The 18,890-nt window shown below is 64.5% G+C and carries 17 protein-coding genes; 10 read left to right on the top strand and 7 right to left on the bottom strand.

The features are described from left to right. Positions 1–20: 20 nt before the first annotated feature. The 3 genes from ACO0LU_RS14735 to ACO0LU_RS14725 all read right to left on the bottom strand — a co-directional run bounded on the left by ACO0LU_RS14735 (position 21) and on the right by ACO0LU_RS14725 (position 5,234). Positions 21–3,440: a chondroitinase family polysaccharide lyase gene (locus ACO0LU_RS14735; RefSeq protein WP_424792106.1), complete on the bottom strand. Its 3,420-nt coding sequence runs from the start codon at positions 3,438–3,440 to the stop codon at positions 21–23. Positions 3,441–3,596: 156 nt separating this feature from the next. Next, a complete protein-coding gene (locus tag ACO0LU_RS14730; protein ID WP_424792105.1) occupies positions 3,597–4,556 on the bottom strand; it encodes an anion permease in 960 nt (319 codons plus the stop codon). A gap of 6 nt (positions 4,557–4,562) precedes the next feature. Further along, the gene (locus ACO0LU_RS14725; protein ID WP_424792104.1) at positions 4,563–5,234 is read right to left on the bottom strand and encodes a DUF47 domain-containing protein; all 672 of its coding nucleotides are present in this window, start codon (positions 5,232–5,234) and stop codon (positions 4,563–4,565) included. 407 nt (positions 5,235–5,641) lie between these two features. On the opposite strand from ACO0LU_RS14725, the gene ACO0LU_RS14720 reads away from it, so the two are divergent. The 3 genes from ACO0LU_RS14720 to ACO0LU_RS14710 all read left to right on the top strand — a co-directional run bounded on the left by ACO0LU_RS14720 (position 5,642) and on the right by ACO0LU_RS14710 (position 7,122). Beyond that, complete coding sequence (locus ACO0LU_RS14720; protein WP_424792103.1) at positions 5,642–5,890, top strand: hypothetical protein; 249 nt, start codon at positions 5,642–5,644, stop codon at positions 5,888–5,890. After that, positions 5,887–6,288: a PIN domain-containing protein gene (locus ACO0LU_RS14715; RefSeq protein ID WP_424792102.1), complete on the top strand. Its 402-nt coding sequence runs from the start codon at positions 5,887–5,889 to the stop codon at positions 6,286–6,288. Before ACO0LU_RS14720 ends, ACO0LU_RS14715 begins: the two co-directional genes overlap by 4 nt. Positions 6,289–6,558: 270 nt before the next feature. After that, the gene (locus ACO0LU_RS14710) at positions 6,559–7,122 is read left to right on the top strand and encodes a helix-turn-helix domain-containing protein (protein WP_424792101.1); all 564 of its coding nucleotides are present in this window, start codon (positions 6,559–6,561) and stop codon (positions 7,120–7,122) included. A 25-nt stretch (positions 7,123–7,147) separates the two neighbouring features. On the opposite strand, the gene ACO0LU_RS14705 is transcribed toward ACO0LU_RS14710, so the two are convergent. Together ACO0LU_RS14705 and ACO0LU_RS14700 are read right to left on the bottom strand one after the other, a co-directional pair. Continuing rightward, on the bottom strand, positions 7,148–7,897 hold the full coding sequence (locus ACO0LU_RS14705; protein ID WP_424792100.1) for an SDR family NAD(P)-dependent oxidoreductase: 750 nt from the start codon (positions 7,895–7,897) through the stop codon (positions 7,148–7,150). Further along, positions 7,894–8,241 carry an L-rhamnose mutarotase gene (locus tag ACO0LU_RS14700; RefSeq protein ID WP_424792099.1) on the bottom strand — a complete coding sequence of 116 codons (348 nt, stop codon included), beginning with the start codon at positions 8,239–8,241 and terminating at the stop codon, positions 7,894–7,896. Before ACO0LU_RS14700 ends, ACO0LU_RS14705 begins: the two co-directional genes overlap by 4 nt. 165 nt (positions 8,242–8,406) lie before the next feature. On the opposite strand from ACO0LU_RS14700, the gene ACO0LU_RS14695 reads away from it, so the two are divergent. Together ACO0LU_RS14695 and ACO0LU_RS14690 are read left to right on the top strand one after the other, a co-directional pair. Continuing rightward, positions 8,407–9,222 carry an amidohydrolase family protein gene (locus ACO0LU_RS14695; protein WP_424792098.1) on the top strand — a complete coding sequence of 272 codons (816 nt, stop codon included), beginning with the start codon at positions 8,407–8,409 and terminating at the stop codon, positions 9,220–9,222. 116 nt (positions 9,223–9,338) lie between these two features. Continuing rightward, positions 9,339–9,731, top strand: a complete 393-nt coding sequence (locus ACO0LU_RS14690) for a RidA family protein (protein WP_424792097.1) — start codon at positions 9,339–9,341, stop codon at positions 9,729–9,731. A gap of 12 nt (positions 9,732–9,743) precedes the next feature. On the opposite strand, the gene ACO0LU_RS14685 is transcribed toward ACO0LU_RS14690, so the two are convergent. Together ACO0LU_RS14685 and ACO0LU_RS14680 are read right to left on the bottom strand one after the other, a co-directional pair. Further along, positions 9,744–10,682 carry a serine/threonine dehydratase gene (locus tag ACO0LU_RS14685; RefSeq protein ID WP_424792095.1) on the bottom strand — a complete coding sequence of 313 codons (939 nt, stop codon included), beginning with the start codon at positions 10,680–10,682 and terminating at the stop codon, positions 9,744–9,746. Beyond that, the gene (locus ACO0LU_RS14680; RefSeq protein ID WP_424792094.1) at positions 10,679–11,821 is read right to left on the bottom strand and encodes a M20/M25/M40 family metallo-hydrolase; all 1,143 of its coding nucleotides are present in this window, start codon (positions 11,819–11,821) and stop codon (positions 10,679–10,681) included. The genes ACO0LU_RS14685 and ACO0LU_RS14680 overlap by 4 nt, the downstream gene beginning before the upstream one ends. A 235-nt stretch (positions 11,822–12,056) precedes the next feature. On the opposite strand from ACO0LU_RS14680, the gene ACO0LU_RS14675 reads away from it, so the two are divergent. The 5 genes from ACO0LU_RS14675 (at position 12,057) to ACO0LU_RS14655 (ending at position 18,661) form a co-directional block, all read left to right on the top strand. Next, complete coding sequence (locus tag ACO0LU_RS14675) at positions 12,057–12,728, top strand: helix-turn-helix domain-containing protein (protein ID WP_424792093.1); 672 nt, start codon at positions 12,057–12,059, stop codon at positions 12,726–12,728. A 142-nt stretch (positions 12,729–12,870) separates the two neighbouring features. Next, positions 12,871–13,953, top strand: a complete 1,083-nt coding sequence (locus ACO0LU_RS14670; RefSeq protein ID WP_424792092.1) for a sugar ABC transporter substrate-binding protein — start codon at positions 12,871–12,873, stop codon at positions 13,951–13,953. Between the two features lie 72 nt (positions 13,954–14,025). Further along, positions 14,026–16,167, top strand: coding sequence for a hypothetical protein (locus tag ACO0LU_RS14665; RefSeq protein WP_424792090.1), 2,142 nt, complete (start codon positions 14,026–14,028; stop codon positions 16,165–16,167). Beyond that, positions 16,164–17,666, top strand: coding sequence for a sugar ABC transporter ATP-binding protein (locus ACO0LU_RS14660; RefSeq protein ID WP_424792089.1), 1,503 nt, complete (start codon positions 16,164–16,166; stop codon positions 17,664–17,666). The genes ACO0LU_RS14665 and ACO0LU_RS14660 overlap by 4 nt, the downstream gene beginning before the upstream one ends. After that, positions 17,663–18,661, top strand: coding sequence for an ABC transporter permease (locus ACO0LU_RS14655; RefSeq protein ID WP_424792088.1), 999 nt, complete (start codon positions 17,663–17,665; stop codon positions 18,659–18,661). Before ACO0LU_RS14660 ends, ACO0LU_RS14655 begins: the two co-directional genes overlap by 4 nt. Positions 18,662–18,890: the final 229 nt, after the last annotated feature.

The following is an 18,890-nucleotide window of genomic DNA, read 5'->3' as shown; positions in this document are numbered from 1 at the left end:
TTCGTGAACTGTCTGCGTCATTAACTGATCTGGGAGAGGAGTGCGGCGGCCTGCTCCCGCAGGTTCGTTGCAGCCAGTGCGTCCAGGGTGTCGGGCCGCTCCGGGCCATCAAGATGCCGGATGAACCGCTCCAGGGCCCCGATCGCCGGTGTCGACCTCCCACCGTCCAGATGCTTCTCGGCCTGCTCCAGGGCATCGGCGAGTCGGTGGGCGATCGGTCCCGCTATCAGCCCGTCAGAAATATAGGTGTCCAATGCCGTCCGGACTGTCTCGATGCTCGCTCCGGGTGTGAGCGAGAACTCCACACCAGTGCCGTGCTGGGTGGTGACGGTGATCGTGGTGTCACCATCGGTGGTGGTGTCCAGGTGCACATCGTCGCGGGCATGTGTGAGTTCCCACGGTCCGCGAAATACCACCGTGGTTTGCGTCTGCGGGCTCTCGTTGTAGCGCCACGGCCGTGAGTACGGGCTCAAGTTTCCGACGTAGTTTCCGTCGCCGTCGTACTGCTCCTCATCAATTCCTTCATACAGGTGCAGGTCGGGGTCGGTGACGGAGAAGTCGATCGCACCGGACTCGGTGGGGCGACTCAGGACCAGTCCTTGACGGCTGAGTGAACGGACGACCGACTCGGCCACTAGGTCGATATCCGGCTCGAACACGATGTGCGCACTCACCTGGGACTCCACATCGGTCACCACGTGAGCAACGGCGTCATGCTGGTGGATGCGCACAGGTTCTTGCGGTCCGGCCATTGCTGCTGCGAAGGAAGCGGTGCGATCCGCTCCGGCCTGCACGAGGATCACATAGGCGTACTGGGAGTCCAGGGGAGCTGTCCCGTGATCGAGGTAACCCAGCGCCACCACCTGGGTGCCCTCACCGTTGCCGCTCCAGTCCGGTGCGGTCTGCTCAGCGGTTCGGTGGGTCGGCGCGGGACCATCGACGACGACGTACCCGTTACCGGTGGGGTCGGTGACCCAGTCGTCGCCGGATTGCACATCGCGCGGGTTGTTCATCACCTCGGGCGAGACCTGGAACAAGGTGGTGCGGGTCGGGTTCGCCGAGTCGTTGTTCCGGATCCTGCTGCCCAGTGCGATCACGCGATCACCGACCATCAGTGCCGAGATCCTGGCGGTATGGCTGGCATCGAAAGCCGGATGTTCGATCAGTTCCATCCCGAACACGGTGGCGTGATCTTCCAGGGCGCCGAAGCCGCCGAAACGTGATTCGCTCAACGGGAGCGTCTCCCCACTGGCTCCTACGGTCGTAGCCAGTTCATCGAACGGCAGCGTCTTGGTCGTGGCACCGGGGATGAAGTTCCAGTCGTAGCCGGGTTGAGCCCACCCGTTCTCGCTCAGGGACACCCAGGAGTCGCCATCGAGATCGGCTTGGATCGAGATCTGCCCGTACGTCTGGTACCGGCCATAGACGTTCTGTTGGTCGTAGATCTCCGTGGCCCAGATGTAGTTGTTGTGCGTCTTGATGGTCACCAGCCACTCGTCCTGCCGGCTGAGACCGGCAGCACCGTAAGGAAACGCCCAGTAGCCGTTGGGTGCGGGTGCGGGCTGGATACCGGCGGCTTCGAACTGGGCATCGAGGTTCCGCTGCCAGTTGCTGGCGTCGGGCGGTACCAGCCGCCGGAACATCGCGGCTTGTTCCTCATCCAACCCGGCTTCGCCGTCCAGTCGGGTGCGAGCGGTCAGGCCGAAGGGATTGATCACGGGTCGGATGTGCCACTCACCGGTCTGGTGTCGCCCGCCCTGACTGACCGGGTAGTCGATGGTGTTCGCGATGAGTGCCTGGTGATGCAGTGCGTTGCGAAGCACCTCCTGCCCGGCCGCGCCAAGGGCGAAGACGGTTCCGACGCAGTCGGTGATGACCACGGTGCTTCCCGAGAGTGCGTCGCGTCCGTAGATGGGGTACGGGGCGACGTGGTGGTACATCGAACCATCAGGCTTGAATCCGCCTTCGGTACCTGGGGCGTAACTGTAGGCGCGATCGATCCATGCTTTGAAGGCGCGCAGCCGCCCGACGCGCTCCGGCCAGGTCTCGGCGAAGAAGCAACTGGAGAGCAGCCCCTCCATGAGCGTGTTGAGGACGTCGACCAGTCCCGAGCGGTGCTGGTTCTCGGTGAAGTCATCGGTGAGTCGGCCGGTTCCGGCGTACCACGCCACGCTGGTGCTCGTCCGCTCCCAGATCCCGCGCTCGCGCAACAAGGGCTCCACCATCAGCACCGAACTGGCCCATGCACGGTAGGCATAGCCGATGTGGTGGATAGTGCCCTGGCTGGAGCCGGTGGTCCACCCTTGATCGTGCAAGTGGGTGAGCAGGCGCAGCACCAACTGTGCTGCCCGGTCGGCGGCTGCGGTATCACCCTGACGCGTGGCATGGTCCCAGGTCTGCGCGGCCGGAAGGCCGCACTGCTCCCACAGTCCGCGTAGGGGGACGACGTGGGTGAACTCTTGCACCGCTTGCCGATACCGGGCGGGGAAGATAGCGATCTGGTTGTGGTTGACTTTCGCACCTACACCCGCTGGGCGCAGCTCATCACCTTCGGCGTACGGGTCGGCCAGTTCAGGCACGCCGAACTCGGTGAAACGGTCCTCCAGGCTGGCCAGGGCTGCGTCGTTGAAGGAGGGGTTGGCGCGTTGCCGGGTCAGTAGTCGGTCACGGATCGTCTCGGCGTCGTCGATTTCGGCCTGGGTGACGTTGCTGGAGTCGAACCCGGGGGAGTCCTGCTTGTGCCAGAAGTCGAGCAGACCCATCCAGTGGTAGTTGTTCGCCTCGGGGAACTCCGGAGCCAGGGTGGGCACCTGGAAGTCCGGGGTGGGACGGTCCGGGCGGATCGAGATGTTCGTGACCAGTTGGTCGATCCAGAGTGTGCCGTGGTCGTCCGGGGCCACGATCGTGATGCGATCCATATCAGGATGTGGCGTGCCCTCGGTGTCGTCGGAGTACCGGACCCAGCAGGTACGCCAGCCGTGGAAGTTGAGGTGGAAATCGAACCAGGCATCAACTGTGTCGCCGCGGCCGAAAGTGAACTGCAGATGTTTATCGATGGGCGTCTCGTTGTAGATCCAGACGGAGAAGTAGTCGGTGACGCCCCCTGATGGCTCGGAATATCCGAGGTCATTCTCGACCCGAAGATGTGCACCAGGCTCGAAGTCCCATTGGAGCGAGTGAATACCAATGTTTCCATGAGCGTCTGAGATGCCAATTTCGCTGCCATCGTCGACGGAGAAGTTGTCCGGTATGACGTTTTCGAGCAGGTAGATCGGCTTGTCGAGTTCCGCCAGTTCACGCTCTAACTGAGCGGGACCGACGTCCGTTCGGACAGGTCCGAGGCCGAATGCCGGCAAGACGTTGCTCGGTAGGACTGCTCCGGCCGTAGCGAGCGCGGTGCCCGCCAGGAAGTGCCGACGGCTCAACGGTGATCGTGACATTGATCGTGCTCCTTCGTTGGATCGTCCTCCTATTGAAGAGAGGAGTAAGTATCCGGTCAAGGGAGCATTAAGGAGTGACTAAATGACATAGGCCGCGACCGTGTCGTGATCTCCCGATCCATCACACCGTGAACGAGGCGTGCGACTCGGGCCGAATCAGCCCATAACAGCCGCAGTCACGTAGGCGCCGAGCGCCGCAACCGTGAACGCCAGCGGAAGGGTGACCAACCAGGCCAGGCCCAGGCCGCGGACCACTTTCCACCGGATGCGGCGATAGCTCTCGCGCAGCCCGGCGCCGAGGAGTCCGCCGATAATGGCCTGGGTCATGCTGACCGGTGCGCCCAGGGCGGCGCTGCCGAGCACGGCGCCGGCTGCGGCGAATTCCGCGGTGACGATGTGGGCGGGGCTGGTGTGCAGGATGCCGGTGCCCACCGATCGGGCGATGCGCGGCAGCCCAAGGGCTGTGCCGATCGCGAAGGCCAGGCCCAGCGCCAGGTACCACCACCAGGACAGTCGTCCGTCCGGATGGGCCAACCCTGCTGCCAGGAGCAGCACCAGGATCTTCTGTCCGTCATTGGCCCCGTAGGCAATGCACTGAGCGGTGAACGCCACGAGATGACCGCGACGCATCACCGGCAGGTAGGCGCTGTCCCAGCGGGTGTTCAGCAGTGTCGACCCTGCCAGCGCCAGCCCCAGGCCCACGAACGGGGCCAGGGCGGCCACGATCAGCACCACTGTGAGCGCGGACCAGGCCACTGCGAGCCCGAGGCCCGCACCGGCACCTGCGGTGGCGCCGATCACGGCCAGGGTCAGACTCGTTGGCAGACCGCGCCGGGTGAGCGCCCAGACCACGACCACGGCACTGACGAATGCCACCAGGAGCGCCAGGGAGCCCGACTGGCCCGGGGGGACGATGGTGGAGGTGAGCGTATGGGCCACCGGTGCGGCGGTGACCAGCGGAATCACCGCGGTGGCCAGGGTGAGGATTGCCAGCGCGGGCAGCAGCCTCAGGCCCGGCACGCGCAGGCCCGGTGCGAGCAGAGCGCCGCCGTCGTTGGTGCCGGTGATCAGTGCGAATGCTAGGCCGAGGCCGATCAGGAGTTCGGGGGCGATCAAAGCGCCTCAGTACCCCCGCTTCAACGCACCGTCGGTCAGTGCATCGGCAGCCTCTCTGATTCGTACGCCTACCCAGTCCAGGCGCTTGATCAACTCCCGGTGCTTGAGGGTGTCCAAGGAGTCGGGGGCGTCCACCACCGTACTGGCGAACTCCGTGCGGTACTGGCGGCTCACAGCACGTGCGGCCTTGCGCACCGCCAGGGATCGGTTCGGCACATCGCTGGGGTCGGTCCACAGCGTGTCCACTGCCTCCTCCAGCAGGTCCAGCGCATCGGCGGCCTTGGAGACCATCGGGCGGAATGCTTCGCGATTGTCGATCCGGTACAGGTCTGCTTCCCGGACGAAGTCCTGCAGCGTGTCGAGAACTTCGTCGATCGCGCGGGAGACCCGGAACAGGTCCTCCCGGTCCAGTGGCGTCACCAGCGTGCTGGCCAGCCCCGCGACCAATGCGGCGCGCTCGGCGTCCCCACCCCGCTCCACCTCGGCGATCTCTTTGCGCGCCGTCTCGGTGGATAGGCCCTCGAGCATTCTTCGCGCGATGTCGGCGCCGTCGTGCGCAGCACGAATCTGGCCGAGCATGGCCCGCCGGAGGGCATCGCTGCCTCCCACGCGACGACGACGCGACTTGCGCCGGGTGCTCGCACCGGGGGTCCGTGTGCGCCATCGCGTGCGGGTCATGTGCTGGTGCCTCCGTGGAGTTCGGGACTATGCGGGTCAGGCGCGTGGAGCGTGCGGGCAGCACGGGCTCGGTGGCCGGCAAAGCGGCACCGGGCGCCATTCGCCGGTGGGCGGGCGGGTGCGCGCCGCCCCCATCCGGACTGCGCAGTGCAGGTGCTGTCTGGGACTGCTCGCCGCGCCTGACTGAGGGTCCCCAAGGTTACCAGGAATCATAACGGAAGATGAACAGGAGGTGAACGCTCGGTTAACGTGGGCCGGCTCGGTGCTTCGGTGAGGGCGGGCAATCGACCCCCGTTCTCCGTGAGGTCGTTCATGTGCCGGGTCGGGCCTGCCCGTAGCCCATAGCGCCTGGCGTCCTCTAGTGCATCGGGCCTCGTGCTACACGACACCAGTGCTACACTGCCGCTGTGGGAAACTTGACGATCACAGTCGACGACGAGACGCTCAAGCGCGCCCGCATCCGTGCTCTCGAGCGCGGGGAGTCCGTGAACGCTTACCTTGCCGACCAATTGCGCAAGTACGCCGAGGACGATGAGGACGAACGCCAACAACGCACGGTGACTCGGCTTCTGGAACTGTCGAAGTCGATGAGCGGGACGTCTGGGGGCCGTGGATGGTCTCGAGAGGACCTCTACGACGATCGGCGCATCTCGTGAGGGTATTCCTGGACACGAACATCCTCGCGTATCTCTTCGACGAATCTGATCCGGACCGTCAACAACGCGCCCGGCAGGCTCTGGCGACACCGCCGGTGGATCGGCGCATCAGCACACAGGTGCTCATCGAACTGCACTCCGTCCTCACGCGACGTCTGGGATGCTCCAGGGTGGACGCTGAGCAGATACTGAGTGAACTCGACTTTCCTACTGTGACGACCGATCTACAGTTGGTTCGCCGCGCGGCAAGCACTGCTCGTCAGCACCAACTATCGATCTTCGATGCCCTCATCCTCGAAGCGGCAACGCTGGCATCCTGCGACGAATTATGGAGTGAAGATTTCCCTGAAGGGGCGACGTTGCGCGGAGTGCGCATTGTGAACCCACTTCGCGGGTAGCGGAGTTTCCCTGGTCGCCAGACGTCCCGCGCGCTGGGGATCAGCGTGATGGCCGCAACGATGAACTGTTCGCCCAGCGGGGAGCCTGATCGCCGCCTGGGAGCGGGCTCAACCTGCTCCTGCGTCGACTCTCCGGCAGCCCCGGGCGACGCGCGATAGCCTCAGCGGAGCCCTATGTCGCCAGTGTGAGCCCAGCGGGTGCCGGCGTCGTGGACCAGCACGAGGAGGGGAGCAGGATGGGCAATAGCCAGCCGCGGGAAAGTGCGCGGGATGAATGAGGAAGGGCCGCCGCTCAGCAGCAACCTGCAGAAGTGGCGGATGCGGCGGCAGCTGTCGGTCTCCGCGCTGGCGCGGGCGGCCGAGATCTCAAAATCGACCGTCTCGGAGTTGGAACGGGGCTTGGGTAACCCATCGCTGGACACACTGTGGTCGATCGCGAAAACCCTGAACGTCCCGCTCGGCGCGCTGTTCACCGATTCGGGAACAAACGGGGACTTGGAGGTTCGGCGGTACGCGGACGCGCCCACGATGGAGTCCGACAACGTGGGGCACATCGCGAAGATCCTCACCGGGTGGCGGGCCGACGGTGAGATCGAGGTCGCGGTGGTCACCTTGGCGGACAGGGCGCGCCGGGACTCCCGTGGTAACGCCCAAGGCGTCGTGGAACGGGTGGTGTGCGTGCAGGGCACGGTGGCCGTGGGGACCCAGGAGAACTCGGCCGAACTCGGCGTGGGGGACCTGATCAGGTTCCGGGCGGACCAACCCCACTTCTACGAGGCGATCGGGGGACCGGGGCGGCTCGTGGTGGTCCAGGAGTACGGGGTGGTGACGTAGCGTCACCGGCGGTACCGCGTGAGCGTCACTTCGGACCGGCGGCGGCCAGCCCGCCATCGACCACCAGTTCCGTGGCCGTGATGCTGGAGGCATCATCGGACAGCAGGAAGGCGATGGTGCTGGCGATCTCCTGGGATGCACTGGGCCGCCGGATCGGCAGCGTGCGGGCAGCGACCTCTTGGATCTGCGCCTCCGAGGACTGGGAGATCGCCAAGGGGGTCAGCACCGAACCCGGCAGCACCGAGTTGATCCGGATGCCCTCGGCGGCGTACTCCAGGGCGGCCGAGCGCACGATCGCCTGCGCTGCCGCCTTGGACGAGGCGTAGATCGCGTCCTGGGCCACCGGTCGGATGCCCGCAACCGAGCTGGTCACCACGATGGCCGAGCGGCCATCGCGAACCAGGCGCCGGGTGGCGCTCTGCAGCATCGTCAGCACACCGAGGGCGTTCACTCCATGGATGCGGCGGAACAACTCGGGGTCGACGTCCTGAAGCGGGATCTTGCCCGGGTGCGCCCCGGCCACGATGGCCACGCCGTGGATCGGGCCGGCGCCGGCGGCGGCATCGAAGAACTCCTCCACTGAGGTCGGATCTCCTTGGTCATAGGCATAGGAGTCGCTGGTCCCGATCTCCTCAGCCACGCGATCGGCGGTGTCGCGGTGCAGGTCGGCGACGGCAACCCGCGCCCCCTGCGCGGCGAGGAAGTGGGCCGTGGCCTCTCCGATCCCGGAGCCTGCGCCGCACACGAGGTAGCGGCGATCGGCAAGTCCATTCATGAGTGTTCTCCTTGTTGAAACAGACTGAATACGGGCGCTGCGCGCAGCAGGTTTCCGTCGCGGTCCGTGGAGGCGATGAACAGCGGCGCCATCAGTTCCGCCCACCGGTCCACCTGCTCCTGCACCCGCTCGGATACCGGCTTGGGCCTCCGGTGCCGATTGCGCTCGGTCACGGTGATGACCACGTCGCCCCAGCGGTAGATGTCATAGCGCAGATAATCGGAGGCGCGAAGTTCCTCCTGGACCTCCGGCCAGACGTTCGCGTGGAGTTCGTCGTACCGAGCGGCGCAACCGGGCTTGAGGATATAAAGGAAGCATTCAGACTCAGAATCACCGCTACTCATTAGATCTTCACCTCATCGCGTCGACAAGAACCCACACATCGGTCCTCACGCGAGTGTATAACCTGACGGGGTGTGTATCCATGCAAGTGCGTAGGACTGGAACGCGCTATTCTGTACCCAGGCCGATGCGAGCATCCGTCGCAGGCGGAACGATAGGAGATCCACATGGCCACTGAGCCAGTCCTTGCAGACAGCCATATCCACCTCTTCGAGAATGGGTTCATCGGACCGGACGGACGCAGCCCATCCGGCGGCGATGAAGTCGCTGAATACGAGAAACTTCGCCAAGTCCACAATATTGACACGGCGCTGGTGGTGGGCTATGAAGGGGAGAAGGCGTACCACGGCAACAACGCCTACATCGGGCGGACCGCGCGCCGCCACTCATGGATCAAGCCATTAGCATACCTGCATCATTCCGCCTCCCACCGGGACGTGGTGGAATGGCTGGACGAAGGGTTCTACGGAGTCAGCATCTACGCAGTCGAAGAAGGCGACGCAGAATCCCTTGCCGACTTGATCGCGAGAGTTGGTCCGGTGCTAAGTGAACGCCGTGCTCTCATCAGCCTTAACGTCTCTGCCGCGGTCTATTCCGCACTGCGTGTGGCGCTGGAAGGCCTAGCGGGTGCACCGGCTCTGATCAGCCACTTCGGTCTCCCGACCAAGGGAGCCGGCACCACCCGGGAGGCGCATCAGTCAGTGCGGAGCCTTGTCGCGATGCATGAGAATCCGAGTGTCTTTGTCAAAGCGAGTGGATTCTACGCATTGGGCGATGTGCTCGGCGCCGACGAAGTGCTGACCACGGTGATGGAGGATTTCGGACCAGAACGTGTGCTATGGGGATCCGATTACCCGGTGGTCCTCAGTTCGGAGTCTTTCAGGCAATCCATCTCACATCTTTCAACCCTTCCGCAAAACGCACGACCAGGCATTATGGGCGAAACACTGCGTGACGTACTCGCCCGTGTAGAGTTCCCTTGAGCAAACGCTCCGGCGAGCCCGCAAAGCTCTCCGTTAACGTGCTCTCGGCGCCTCTCTAGATTAGCAGTCGCGACGAACATTGCCGTATCCAGATGACGACTAGTAATGGAGTGAAAATGTCAGATAAAGTTCAGGTCCACCCTCGTGGCTACGCGGAGCCGAAAGCTGCACTGTCCCAAGGCATCCTTTCAGGAGGATTCCTCTTCGTTTCCGGCGCTGTTGCATTCCACCCGGAAACCGGTGAGATCGTCGGCGATGATGTCGCAACCCAGACGCGACAGGTGATGGAGAATATTCGAGCCGTCCTCAAGGAAGTCGATCTCGACCTCGATGACGTAGTTCAGTCCCGGGCGTACCTGACCCGGATTCAGGATGATTTCCCCGCGTTCGATTCGGTTTACCGGGAGTTCTTCTCCGAACCGCTGCCGGCGCGGAGCACCATCGGGGTGGAACTGGCGATCCCAGGCCTGCTCGTTGAGGTCGATGTGATGGCGAAGGTGAAGTCCTGACCACCCCGGGGCTCACCGCGGATCGTCGACATTCGCGCCGCAGATGACGATCAGCGGTGAGCCCCCGTCCGGCGGTGCCCACACGCCTTCGAGCAGCGCCGCCAGGGCGCACGCACCGGCGTTCTCCACCACGAGACGGCAGGCGGTCCACAACCACTGACGTGCCCGGGTGATCGCGGCGTCGTCGACGAGCACCGACTGCACCCCGGCAGTCGAACAGATCGCCCACGGCACCTCACCAAGGGTGCGGGCCCCCAACGAATCCTGGGCGATGGTGTCCACCTCGACGGGTACCGGCCGGCCCGCTGCCAAGGCGGAATGCAGCGTCGGGGCACCTTGAGGTTCAACACCCACTACGGCGACACCTGCTGGTGCTGCCGTCGCGACCCCGGCGACCAGGCCACCCCCTCCGACCGCGAGTAGAACTGAATCTAGGTTCGGATCTTGTTCGAGCGCTTCGGTCAGGATCGTGCCAGCCCCGGCCACCACATCCGGATCGTCGTAGGCGTGCAGGCGCAGCGCACCGGTTCGCTCGGCGTAGCCGTCCGCCCAGGCGTTGCTCTCGGCGTGGTCGGCGAGGTCATCGACTACACGAGCGCCCAGGTCGAGCAGTCGATCGACTTTGCTGTGCGGGGAATCATGAGGCACTGCCACTGTCGCCGGGACCTTCATCGCGGCGCCGGCGACGGCAGCCGCGATTCCGGCGTTCCCGCCCGAGGCGATGACCACCCCCCTCTCCGGAAGCACCCCCCGCTCGCGGGCACGCAGCGCCATGTTAAGGATCCCGCGGGTCTTGAACGAGCCACCCACTTGGGTTTGTTCGAGTTTGAACTGCACCTGCCGGTCGCCCTGCGGTGTCGGCACGGTAAGCCGCAAGAGAGGCGTGCGGCGAACATAGGGATGTATCCGGTGTGCGGCCTCGGCGATTGCTCCGGCCGCGACGATGCTCATGCTGCTCCCGGCGTCAGATCCGTGGTGAGGAGGTCATGGAGGACCTCCACTCCGCGGTGGAGTTGGTCCAGGTCCAGATACTCGTCCGGTGTGTGCGCCTGCTTGATCGATCCGGCCCCGAACACCATCGCGGGAATGCCCAGCCGGGCGATCTTGGAGGCATCCGAGCCGTACGGCACGCCGACCGCCGCCGCGGGCAGGTCGTGGCGGGAAAGGACGTCCTGGAACGTGTGCACCAGCGGGGCCTCAGAGTGCGGCAGCCCGGGATCAGCCAGTGCTGGCTCCTCCACCCGGACGCCGTTGAACCGACCCTCTAGATCCCGCTGCAACTTGGTCCAGACCGCGTGCGGGTCCTCGCCCGGAAGCGTGCGCCGGTCGTAACTGAGCGCCACCTGGCGGGGGATGATGTTGATGGCATCACCGCCGTCGATCATCGTCAGGGTCAAGGAGGCGGCTCCGACCTGCGGGTCGGTCAACTCCCGCAGGCGCACGTCCATCTCCCCCGCCACGTACGCGATCACCTCGGCAGCCACCGTGATCGGGTTCACCACGCCGTCGGGCATGGAACTGTGCCCGCCCGGCCCGTCGATCAGGATGCGGCCGCGCAGCACACCCTTGTGGGAGGTGACCAGGGCCAGTTCGGTGGGTTCACCCACGATGGCACCGAGAACCTCCTCGGGATCCAGGCGCGTGCACAGGTCCAGCACTCCCCGGAAGCGTTCCTCCTCATCCACACATGCGGCCAGGACGATCGTGTGATGCGGCTGGTCGTCGTCGGCCACTCGCTCCAGCGCAGCCATGAACATTGCCAGTTGTCCCTTGGCGTCACAAACGCCCCGGCCCGTCACCCGCCCTGCCGCCCGCTCCATCCGGAAGGGCTCCACGGTCATCCCTTGGACCTCGACGGTGTCGCTGTGGGTCTGCAGCACGATCGTGCCCGGCAACTCCCCGGGGATGGTCACCACACCGTTGGACCGGCCGGGCAAGGCTTCATCTAGACGGCCCGGCCATCCGTGCCCCTGCGCCCACCGGGCGAGGTGTTCGGCGATGCGGGTCTCACCGCCGTCAGCGGCGGTGTGGCGTGGGTTCACGCTCGGGATGGAGATGAGTTCCGCCAGGATCTGTTCGGTCCGGTTCAAGCCAGAACCCCTTCGTTCGCGGGTCGTAGCGGGCAGCGTGCAGGCACGGTGAGCACCCGGTGGGGGCGGCGTACGGAGGCGGATGCGCCTCTTTGACACCCCCAGGGGCGTGTGCTTCACTATCCACTGTTCGGTCTGCCGAACGATACTACGTTCTAGCGAACGATACGACCGACCCTCGAATCTCAGTCACCGGGAAACCGGGGGCGAGCGACCAGCACTCAAGGGAGAGCATGTGACGGAACGCACCGCGATGCAAGCCCCGCCCCCGGCCGAGGATGGCTCCATGGGTGCTTCGAACGGCGACGCCGGCTGGAGCGCTCCGGCTACAGGTGCAGGTGGACGCAGCGCACACCGACCGATGGTGGCGAACAACCTGCAGAAGTGGCGACTGCGCCGGGGCCTGTCCGTCTCCGCGCTGGCCCGCGCCGCCGAGGTGTCGAAGTCGACGATTTCCGAACTGGAACGCGGTGCGAGTAATCCCTCGTTGGACACCCTGTGGGCCATCGCCAAGAGCCTCAACGTCTCTCTGGGCGCGATGTTTGTCGACCCCGGCGGCGTCCAGGAGCCCGCGGTGCGCCGATACGCCGACGCACCGGCGTTGACCGCCGAAGGTCAGGCCCACCAGGCCAAACTGCTGCTCGGGTGGCAGGCACGCGGTGAGATCGAAATAGCCTTCGTCTCCCTGGACCGCGGCGCTCGGCGGGATTCACCCGGGAACGCCCCGGGGGTGGTCGAGAGGGTCGTGTGCGTCCAGGGCGAAGTCGAGGTCGGCCTGACGGACAACTATTCGACACTTCGTGTGGGGGATCTGATCACCTTCCGTGCCGATCGGCCGCACTTCTATCACGCACCCCATGGGCCGGGTGAACTCGTGGTCGTCCAGCAGTATCCGGAGAGCGCATGAGGACGATCACGAGATAGCCCTGCCGCCCCTGAGCGGACCAGGGCAACGCCGCCGGTCGTGCATCCGACTTTGCACATCACCCACGCAGAACCAACTCAGCAGAACCCATTCATCAGAACCCACTCATCAGAAAGGTGTATCGATGAAGACACCACGGATCGCAAAGTCAATCGCCGTCCTCGCCGCGGGCTCGCTCCTGCTGTCCGCTTGCGCAGGAGCAACCGAGAGCCCCGTGCCCGAGGAACGCGATGATGACGAGACCAACACCGAGGGTGAGGACGAGACCGCCGCAGCGGACAGCGACGAGGAGATCCTCATCGGCGGCAGCATCTTCACACTGCAGTACGCCTGGTTCCTCGGTGCCCAGGAGGGCATGGAGAACTGGGCCGAGGACAACCCGGACGCCAACATCCGGTTCCAGTTCGAGGACAGTAACCAGGACATCCAGCGCAACATCGAGAACCTGGAGAACCTGGCATCAGCGGGCGCGGACGGGATCGTGGTGTTCCCCACCGATTCCAAGGCGATCATCCCGACGATGGTCAACCTGCACAACACCCAGGACATCCAGTTCGTCGTCGGGGACTACCCCCAGCAGCCGGACAACCCCGATGATGCTGTCTGGGAGACCTTCGTCGGCCACGACATGGTTGCCCTGGGCGAGAGTTCCGGCCAGATCGCGGTCGACCACCTGCTCGAGCAGGGCGTCGAGGATCCGACCCTGTTGTTCATCACCGTGCCCTCCTCCGGTGAGGTGACCGAGCAGCGGTTGGAAGGCTTCCGGTCCGTCGTCGAGGCCGAGTTCCCGGACGCTAACATCATCGTCGAGGGTGACACCGGCGCCGGTGACCGCAACTCCTCGCACACCTTGATGGAGAACGTCTTGCAGCGGGAGGCTTCGATCGACGTGGTCTCCGGGCACAACGACGCCACGGTCCTGGGCGCCTACAACGCCGCCGTGGGCGCCGGCCGGGACGGAGACATGGGCTTCATCGGCATCGGCGGTGAGAAGGAGGTCTTCCAGCACATCCAGGACGGCAACGAGGCCTGGATCGGTGAAGTGGTGCAGGACCCGGTGGTCCTGGGTTACACCGCGATGGAAGCGCTCTGGCTCGCCATGAATGGCGAATCGCTGCCCGAGGAGTACGACCTCCCGGCGCCGGAAGGCATCACTCCGGCCAACATCGATGAGCACGACTGGCAGAACTGGACCTGGTTGGGCTGATCCGGACGGCCGCCGCGCGGAGCACCCGTGCGGCGGCCGCCGCCTGACCCGCGACTGGAAAGGACTGTGAACATGACTGTGTTGCTTCCCGAACCGAAGTTTGTGGCCACCCAGGAGGGGCTCACGCTGCCCTTCGAGGCTCTCGAACTGGACCTCACCGCCGCCGGTGAGATGAGCCAGGAGGAGATGCGGGAGATCGCGCAGATGCGGATGTGGAACGCCCCGTGGCTCCTGGCCGCCGAGGCGGGCCGGACGCTGCCGGTACGCGTGGTTCCCTTCCGTGCTGAGGTCGAGGTGGAGAATCCGGATCTGTTCCGCAGTCAGGGCTACATCCTGGAACTGCACGCCGACCACGCTGTGATCGAGTATGGGGGCCGGCAGGGTTACGTCGCCGGTCTTACCTCGCTGAAGAACCTCATCCTCGCCCAGCACCTGGCGGGGGAGGCCGACGGTTACCAGCTCGACTGCACCAGGATCATCGACTACCCGTCCATCCCGGTGCGTGCGGTGTCCCCGACGTTCAGTTGGTACGCCGGCTACGGGCGGATCGGCTTCGATATGCAGTTGTGGGGGTACGCCGAATGGGAGCAGTACCTGCAACAGTGCATCGACCAGAAGATCAACCAGTTGAACATGGTGATGTATGGCTACTGGCCCTTCGAGTTCGAGCAGTACCCGGAGACCACGTTCAAGGACATCCCGGTCCAGATCTGGAACGCCGAGAACGACCGCTGGTTGAAGATCGCCTACTCCCACCCGAACATCGAGGAGAACTTCCTCGCCGACTTCATCGAACTCGCCCACAAGTTCGGCGTCTCGATCTTTGCCTACGTGGGTCTGAACTCCTACAACGGCGGCTACACCATCGCTCACCCGGACAAGCGGATGACTCCGCCGGCCGATTCGGGGTTCCTGAACGATTTCGACTCGGTCTGCCTGTCCGACCAGGAGAACATCGACTACATCCTGGCCTCGATGCGCAAGATTGCCGAACTGGGCTTCGACGGCTTCAGCCTGGAGGAAAGTGAGGAGGGGTTCTGGTTCTGCGAGTGCCCGGCCTGCACCGAGCGGTGGCACGCGAACGCCAAGTCCGCCGGTGAGGCCAAGCATGCGGCGAACATGTGGCTGCTGAACCAGATCTACGACACCGTCCGCGCGGTGCGCAGCGACCTGGTGCTCGGAATCCGTGCCTTCCGCCAGCCGCCGCTGGTCAAGGACCCCGAATGGCTCGCGGAGACGGTGGCCTCGATCCCCGATGACATCGTGCTGTTCTGGGCGCCGGCGCTGTACGTCCCGGACAGTGAGTTCACCAAATGGGTCGAGGCGTTCGGCAAGCACCGGATTTGGGGCCGGGACTCGGAGGCCAACTCGATCACCTCCACGATGGGCCGGCTGTACCGGGTGTTCACCTCCAACATCGTCCGGTATGAGGATGAGCCGAACGAGATGTCGATCGAACGGGACATCGAACAGCACATCGGCAGCGTCGAACATGACGTGCACGGCATCAACGGGTTCATGTTCGAGTGGTACGGGCTGTTCATGCACCAGTTCGCCCACGGGAACTACGGCTGGGGTTCGACCATGCCCCAGGAGGAGTTCTTCCAGCGGGCATGTGACCTGCACTTCGGCCCCGACCTGGGTGCCCGGGTGCTGCGCGTACTGCAGTCGATCCTGACGATCCACGAGAGCCAGATCGAGTTGTACACCACCCCGTTCCCGTTCCAGGCGAACATCATCAACGACGGCGACCGTCCCCAGATCCGGCAGGCCATCAGCGATCATCCGCAACTGTTGGAAGAGATCCGCAGCATCCAGGAACAGGTGACGGCCGAGCCCGCACTGCGGCATTACCTGCCGCACTTCACCAAGATCGAGAACGCGCATCGGCGCAACCGGGTGATCTACGACCTGGTGCTCAGCGCACTGGACTACGAGCAGGAGGCCGACCCAGCCCGCAAGGCTGCACTGCTGGACGAGGTAGCCCGGCACAACGAACGCGACTTCGCGGTCGCGAAGGAGATGTTCTTCGACCTCAACCCGGTCTCCCAGACCGGGGTGCGCAGTTGCATGATGCCGTACCACGAGATGAAGCGACTGATCCACAACATCAAGAAACCCGATTCGCCCGATGAGGAAATCATCGTCTCGGGTATCGAGGCCCTCGGGTGGTTGTGGCTGGCAGACGACGAGGCACGGAACGCCCAGGTATGAGCGATTCGACGAACGTCCTGTTGGAGGTCCGCAACTGCACCGTGCGGTTCCCCGGCGTCGTAGCCGTCGACGACGTCAGTTTCGAAGTCCACGCGGGTGAGTGTCATGCCCTCGTGGGGGAGAACGGCGCCGGGAAGTCCAGCCTCATCAAGGCGATCATCGGTGAGAATCGGATGGCCACAGGTGAGGTGTCCGTCGCTGGAGAGCCGATACCGGCCGGGGCAAGCATGCACGAGATCCAGGACCGGGGCATCGCGGTGGTGCACCAGGAACTCCAACTAGTGGAGGACCTGTCCGCCCTGGAGAACATCTTCCTCGGGCAGTTGACTCCCGCCGGCCCGTTCGTGCAGCGCGCGGCGTTGCGCCGCCGCGGAGAGGAACTGATGAAGTTCCTCCAGATCGAGTTGGATCTGAACCGGCCGGTGCGCAGCCTGCGGACCTCGGACAAACAGGTCGTCCAACTGGCCCGCGCCCTGGCGCGCGATGCCCGGGTGGTCATCTTCGATGAGTTGACCGCGGTACTGCCCGAGCAGGAGACGAAGAACGTCTACCGACTCGTGCGGTTGCTCAAGGAACGCGGCCTGGCTGTGGTCTACATCTCGCACCGGCTCGATGAGATTTTCGAACTCTGCGATCGATACACCGTGCTCACCGACGGTAAGCAGGTGGGCAGTGGACGGGTCGAGGGGTTGACCAAGCCCGAACTCATCCAGATGATCGCCGGCCGGGAACTGACGAAGATCTACCCGACCATCGCCCCACACCAGGACGAGGTCCTGCTGGAGGTCGAGGGCCTGTCCTCTCCGGTGTTCTCCGACGTCAACCTCAACCTGCGATGCGGGGAGGTGGTGGGCATCGCCGGCCTGGTGGGCGCCGGGAAGACCGAACTGCTGCAGTCGATCTACGGCGCCATGAAGACCACCGGCGGCACGATCCGGGTGCGCGGCGAGCAGGTTCGGATCGGATCACCGATCGACGCCATCCGGGTGGGCATGGGGCTGGTGCCGGATGAACGGAAGACCGCCGGGCTCAATATGCACACCGATGTCCGGCGCAATGCCACGATCGCCTCACTGAAGAAGTTCAAACGTGGCTTCTTCTTCATGGACGAGCGCAAGGAGCGCTCCGCCGCCTATGACACCCTCGAGCGTCTGGGTACGCGGTACCGCTCCCTGTTCCAGGGCGTCGGCAAACTCTCCGGCGGGAACCAGCAGAAGATCATCATCGGCCGGTGGCTGCTGGCCGATACCGACATCTTCCTGATGGATGAGCCCACCCGGGGGATCGATGTGGGATCGAAATCGGAAATCTACAACCTGATCGGCGAACTCACAGCGCGCGGCAAGGGCGTGCTGATGGTGTCACCGGAGCTCGAGGAACTGCTCGGCGTATGTCACCGGATCTACGTGATGTACGAAGGACGGATCGTCGACGAAGTCTCCGGTAGCAGGCTGAATCAGGACCAGATCTTGGAATCATTGATGGGAGCAAAGGTATGACGGCACCTACCACTGGAGATGCCATCGAAGGCGGCCTCTCCCTGAAGAACCGCCGCTACGGAATCGGCAGCAGCGGGTTCGTCAGCGACTGGATGATCTTCTTCCTGGTGCTCAGCGTGTTCCTGCTCTGCTCGATCTTCATCGACAGGTTCTTCGAACTCGGCAACATGATGAACATCATGCGCCAGATCTCCTTCCTGGCGATCGTGGGGCTCGGGCAGTTCTTCGTGATCGTGCTCGGCCATCTGGACCTGTCGGTGGGTTCAGCGATCGGGTTGTACTCGGTGCTGATGGCCGGGTTGGTCTCCCGTAACGATTTGCCGTTGCTCGTCGCGATCGCGCTGGTGCTCGTGCTAGCTGCGCTCGTCGGGCTGGTTAACGGGCTGGTCACGGCGGTGGGGAAGGTACCGGCGTTCATCACCACGCTGGTGATGATGAACATCCTCATGGGCGTGGCCTTCCTCTACTCCCGCGGCCTGCCCATCTCCGGCCTGCCCTCCGGGTTCAACTTCCTGGGGATGGGCTACCTGTTCTCCGTGCCCGTCCCGATCTACCTGATGCTGCTGATCGGGGTGGGCTGTTACGTGTTCACGATGCACACCCAGATGGGACGCAACTTCTATGCCGTGGGTGGCAACGCCGAAGCGAGCCGGCTGAGCGGTATCAATGTCCGCGCGATCACCCTGATCGGCTTCATGCTCTCCTCGGTCTTCGCTGCCGTCGGGGCGATCGGACTGACCTCCCGGACCATGGCCGGTACCGCGTCGCTAGGGGAGGCGTTGCTCTTCGACGTCATCACCGTCGTCGTGCTCGGCGGAACGTCCCTCTTCGGAGGACGCGGTAACGTCGTCGGCGTCATCCTTGCCGCACTACTCATCGGGATCATCTCCAACGCGATGGTGCTGCTGGGGATCGACACCTACTTCCAGTGGATCGTCAAGGGCACGATCCTCATCATCATCGTGCTGATCGATGTGAACTCGAAACGACGATGACGGCGTAGCCGAGGAGCGCACCGCACCTGCTGGAGTACCGCCCAGGGCTACCTGGGCCCCGGGGACGGGACGCCTCTGGCTGCGACGCGGTTGGGCTCCAGGCGGCGCACCTACCTGTCCCAACTCCTGTTGCGTTGGGCGTTTGCCCCGGCGAGGAAGCAGAGCATGCGCGATTCAGGCAGTTGGTTGACGCCGTTCGCCAGTTCGCCATCGAGTGGTGCAGAGCCAC

The sequence above is a fragment of the Pseudactinotalea sp. Z1748 genome, from assembly GCF_049725185.1.
In the GTDB taxonomy this organism is placed as follows: Bacteria; Actinomycetota; Actinomycetes; order Actinomycetales; family Beutenbergiaceae; genus CALKWS01.
This window is presented reverse-complemented; position numbering and strand designations above follow the sequence as displayed.

Excerpts from the sequence above, each read along its gene's own strand:
- ACO0LU_RS14735 (WP_424792106.1), bottom strand. The coding sequence starts at position 3,440 with ATGTCACGATCACCGTTGAGCCGTCGGCACTTCCTGGCGGGCACCGCG.
- ACO0LU_RS14670 (WP_424792092.1), top strand. The coding sequence starts at position 12,871 with ATGAAGACACCACGGATCGCAAAGTCAATCGCCGTCCTCGCCGCGGGC.
- ACO0LU_RS14690 (WP_424792097.1), top strand. The coding sequence starts at position 9,339 with ATGTCAGATAAAGTTCAGGTCCACCCTCGTGGCTACGCGGAGCCGAAA.
- ACO0LU_RS14705 (WP_424792100.1), bottom strand. The coding sequence starts at position 7,897 with ATGAATGGACTTGCCGATCGCCGCTACCTCGTGTGCGGCGCAGGCTCC.
- ACO0LU_RS14665 (WP_424792090.1), top strand. The coding sequence starts at position 14,026 with ATGACTGTGTTGCTTCCCGAACCGAAGTTTGTGGCCACCCAGGAGGGG.
- ACO0LU_RS14695 (WP_424792098.1), top strand. The coding sequence starts at position 8,407 with ATGGCCACTGAGCCAGTCCTTGCAGACAGCCATATCCACCTCTTCGAG.
- ACO0LU_RS14710 (WP_424792101.1), top strand. The coding sequence starts at position 6,559 with ATGAATGAGGAAGGGCCGCCGCTCAGCAGCAACCTGCAGAAGTGGCGG.
- ACO0LU_RS14660 (WP_424792089.1), top strand. The coding sequence starts at position 16,164 with ATGAGCGATTCGACGAACGTCCTGTTGGAGGTCCGCAACTGCACCGTG.
- ACO0LU_RS14725 (WP_424792104.1), bottom strand. The coding sequence starts at position 5,234 with ATGACCCGCACGCGATGGCGCACACGGACCCCCGGTGCGAGCACCCGG.
- ACO0LU_RS14700 (WP_424792099.1), bottom strand. The coding sequence starts at position 8,241 with ATGAGTAGCGGTGATTCTGAGTCTGAATGCTTCCTTTATATCCTCAAG.
- ACO0LU_RS14655 (WP_424792088.1), top strand. The coding sequence starts at position 17,663 with ATGACGGCACCTACCACTGGAGATGCCATCGAAGGCGGCCTCTCCCTG.
- ACO0LU_RS14685 (WP_424792095.1), bottom strand. The coding sequence starts at position 10,682 with ATGAGCATCGTCGCGGCCGGAGCAATCGCCGAGGCCGCACACCGGATA.